This window comes from uncultured Lactobacillus sp. (genome assembly GCF_902491705.1).
Lineage (GTDB): Bacteria > Bacillota > Bacilli > Lactobacillales > Lactobacillaceae > Lactobacillus.
Genome location: NZ_CABUIW010000093.1, coordinates 1 through 3,924, shown reverse-complemented (window position 1 = coordinate 3,924; position 3,924 = coordinate 1). Strand labels below are relative to the sequence as shown.

Below are 3,924 nucleotides of genomic sequence, written 5' to 3'. Positions count from 1 at the left end.
TATCAATCTCAGAAAGATGAATCATCTCAGTTTTATATGAGTTTCTAAAAATAAGATGATTATTCTTATATGACAGTTTAGAATGTGTGTTTACGACTATAGTTCTCCAACCCGCCATTAATCCTCTCCTAGTTTGCCAAGGTCGATTCGTGTTTCATAGAGACCTGTAACAGATTGATGAATAAGTGTAGCATCTTTTAATAAGGATGATGGGGTATAATCTCTATACCTTGGAATTTTAACACCTAAAAAGTCAAAATCAGCAGCACCTCCTCGAGAGGTTAATTCAAATAGTCCCTTTCTTTCACTTCCGGTAGTTCCTATAAAACTACTACAGAGTTCATCTATACTATGATTTTGCCATGATTGAAAGGCAGATTTTAAGAGTTCACCATTCTTTTTAGCTCCAACATAATTCTCATTAAATTCAAGAATATAGTAAAATAATTCTTCAAACTCTTTTTTATGATTTTCAACATACTTTCTATGATTATCATAAAATGTGTTGCTTATTCTTTTAGCATGATAAAGTAATTTCACATACTTCTGTGAAATAAAGATTTGATTTCCCTTGTGAATCTCTCCCCTCTTATTATTCGTTGACAAAATACTAGCCAACATCCGTCGTGAACCATCTGAAAGTTCAAATAAACTATATTTAGGTAATTCAATAATCAAATCAATATCTTTATAACCTTTTTCAAGTAAAAAATTAAATTTATCTTTTCTATACGTAATCCTATCTAAAATAGAAATACCTTGAAATTCAAGTATATTTGTTATTTTTTTCTTTGCACCTTTTTCAATTGTCCCTTTAACAAGAACAGCAAATGAATTAGAAATACCAGCATACCCCCCATACTTTTTAGGGTCAAGATACTCTTTAGCACCTACTAAATTTTCTTTACTATTTGGTTTTGGTTTCGAGGAAAGATTTGCATTAAACAATCCCTTTGGTTTTCCTCTATCCAATCCGTGATTTTGTTCCTCCACTTTTTTGACAATATTAACCTGTGAATATGAAAGAACTTTTCTAACAGTATTTAGGTCTGCCACTTTATTCCAAACGGATTCGCCGGTCTCCTCATTTACCTCAATAAGTGGTCTTTCAATAACTGTACCATCAGCTAAAGAAATAGATTTTTTAAAGATATTCATGATATTTGAATAGAAATATACCTTTTCTGTAGCTGACTTTCTTTCTCTAAAACTATTGTATTTTGGGTAGTCACCATACACAAATTCTGGCTCTAGTTTAGGGTATTTCTTCAGTAAAGCACTTGCCACAACAGCATTCAAATAGGCATCATGAGCATGATGAAAATCGTTGATTTCACGGACTTTATAAAGTTCAAAATCCTTACGAAATTGAGAAACTAAGCTAGATTTCAAGGTAATGATTTTTACTGTTCGTAACGTTTTATTATCTTCATCTTTTTTATTATTAAATCTCTCATCAAGTAAACGAGCTACATGTTTTGTTATTTGACGTGTTTCTACCAACTGGCGTTGAATAAAACCAGCTTTAGCCTCAGGTGACAAACCTCCCCGTTCAGCTTTTGTCAGATTATCAAATTTTCGTTGAGAAATTAATTTTGACTTCAATAATTGATACCAAAGTGTCTTTCTTTTTTTGACAACCTCTAAACTTGGAACATCATCTGATTTACCACGGTTACTAGCAGATGAAACAAGTACTTTATTGTCAATAGAATTATCTTTCAAAAAAGCTTGAGGAATAATATGATCAATATCATAATTACTTAATCTATCAATATCTAATTCTTCTCCGGTATACATATCTTTGCCGTTTTGAAGATAATACAAATAAAGTCGATCATTTTGAAGTGCATTATTGTCTATTTTAGAAAGTTTTGCAGGAATATTTTCCTTAAGTATCTTACTACTTAACTCTTTGAGAGATTCTTCTAAACGTTTCAAGCGTTGTTGAGAATTAGATTTACCTTGGTTGGTATATTGGTTTTCACGAGCCATCTCAACAACAATTGACTCAGGTCTTCTTCCCATAACTTTAACTAATTCATCTACAATCTTTATGCTTTGTAAAATACCTTTTTTTATCGCAGGACTTCCTGGCAAAGCCTGAACGACCTGTTTAATATTATCTTTGTCACCAATAATTTGTGCCTTCTTTATCTTCTTTTTAAAAGAAAGAGCATCATCGTGAATAAGTTGCATGAAATTACGGTTAGAAACACCATCATCAATTAAGTAATCAAGAATAGTATTACCAGATTTTTCATCTCGAATACCATTAATAAGCTTAGCAGATAACTTACCCCAGCCAGTGTAATGTCTACGAGATAACTTTTTCAAAACGGATTTATCGAATATATTCTCAAATTTTGAAAGACGTTGTTTTATCATCTCTCTATCTTCAAAAATTGTCAAAGTATGGATAATTTCTTCGATAATCGCTTCATTTGAACTATCATCCAAAAACTCTTTATCATTAATAATATTTAAAAGATCGTGATAAGTAGATAAACTAGAATTAAACTGTTTCTCTATGCCTTTTAATTCAATTCCATCATATCCATCAATTGCATGTAAATATTCAATAATATCCTTATCAGTAACTCTCCTTTTATTTTTAAAATAAAGTCGGACAATATCTTTCTTCTGCTTACTATCTAAAAATTGATAATCTCTCATACTTTCGGCAATAAATCTAACTTTTGTTAATTCATTATATACATTAAAAGTTTCGTATAAGAGACTATGCTTTGGAAGTACCTTCTCTTCTGGCAAATACAAATCAAAACTAGTCATTCGATTAATAAAAGCCTCTGCCGAAGATTCTTTGTCAATAACGTCCTCAAAATTCCAAGGTGTAATTTTTTCATTTCGTTTTCTTATTGACCAAGCGAAGTCACTATTCCCTCTCGCAAGTGGACCTACATAATAAGGAATTCGGAAGGTTAAAATCTTCTCGATTCTTTCTTTATTTTTAGCCAAGAAAGGATAAAATTTAGCTTGCTTATCGAGAATTGCTCTCATTTCTTGAAGATGAATCTGATATGGTATTGAACCATTATCAAATGTGCGTTGCTTTCTTAAAAAGTCTTCTCGATCAATTTTTTCAAGAAAATAGTCCGCACCTTCAAGACCAGCCAATAGTTTTTTTAGATGTACATAGAAATCTTCCTGACTTGTTTTTCCATCAATATAACCAGCATAGCCGTTTTTGGTGTCGTCTTTAAATACTTCATTATATGTTTCTAGGGAAATATTTCTTATGTATGCCTTTAGTAACGCTAAATCTTCTTCGTGTTCTTTATATCGCATTATCATAGCAGAAGAAAGAGGTGCTTCTGTCCCATTATCAGTTACAGTCAGAATACCTGATAAAAGAATAGCATCATAAAGTTTCTTTGCTTTGAGAAAGACATCACTATAATCATCTCCAATATAACCTAACAAAGTCTCTAAATCTTCATCATAGCTTTCTTTAGAAAAATGTAAGGGGGCTTTTTCGTCTAAATTAAAATATTTCTTAAAGTCAGCTTGATTTCCTACAATCAACTTTAGAAACTCTGAAAAAATACCCGAATTCTTCTCCCCAGGAAAGAGTTTTAAAATACGATCTTTCTTTGCTGATTTACTAATCTTATCTTTAACAATTTCCTCAAGTTGTTTACTGTTCTCAAGTGATAAATCCGATTCAAAAATAGCATTATAAGTGTCCAAAAAGTCTTGAAAATTCTTCTGAATATCATTATTTTTTGAATTAAACTCTCCTTCAATTAAGAAGTGACCTCTATATTTAATCATATGAGCCAATGCAAGATAAACTAGACGCAAATCTGCTTTTTTAGTACTATCTGCTAAATATTTCCTTAAATGATAGATAGTTGGAAATTCATCATGATAGGCTTTTTCTTCTACTAAGTTTCCAAATAT

Annotated in this window: 1 protein-coding gene and 1 pseudogene; both read right to left on the bottom strand. The window is 31.1% G+C overall.

Annotated features, from left to right (window positions below):
* Positions 1–118 (bottom strand): annotated as a pseudogene (locus RDN22_RS11060) (subtype II CRISPR-associated endonuclease Cas1); the annotation flags it as partial.
* A partial coding sequence (gene cas9 / locus RDN22_RS11055; protein WP_308558129.1) for a type II CRISPR RNA-guided endonuclease Cas9 occupies positions 118–3,924 on the bottom strand: 3,807 nt, incomplete at its 5' end. The pseudogene RDN22_RS11060 and the gene cas9, both read right to left, overlap by 1 nt.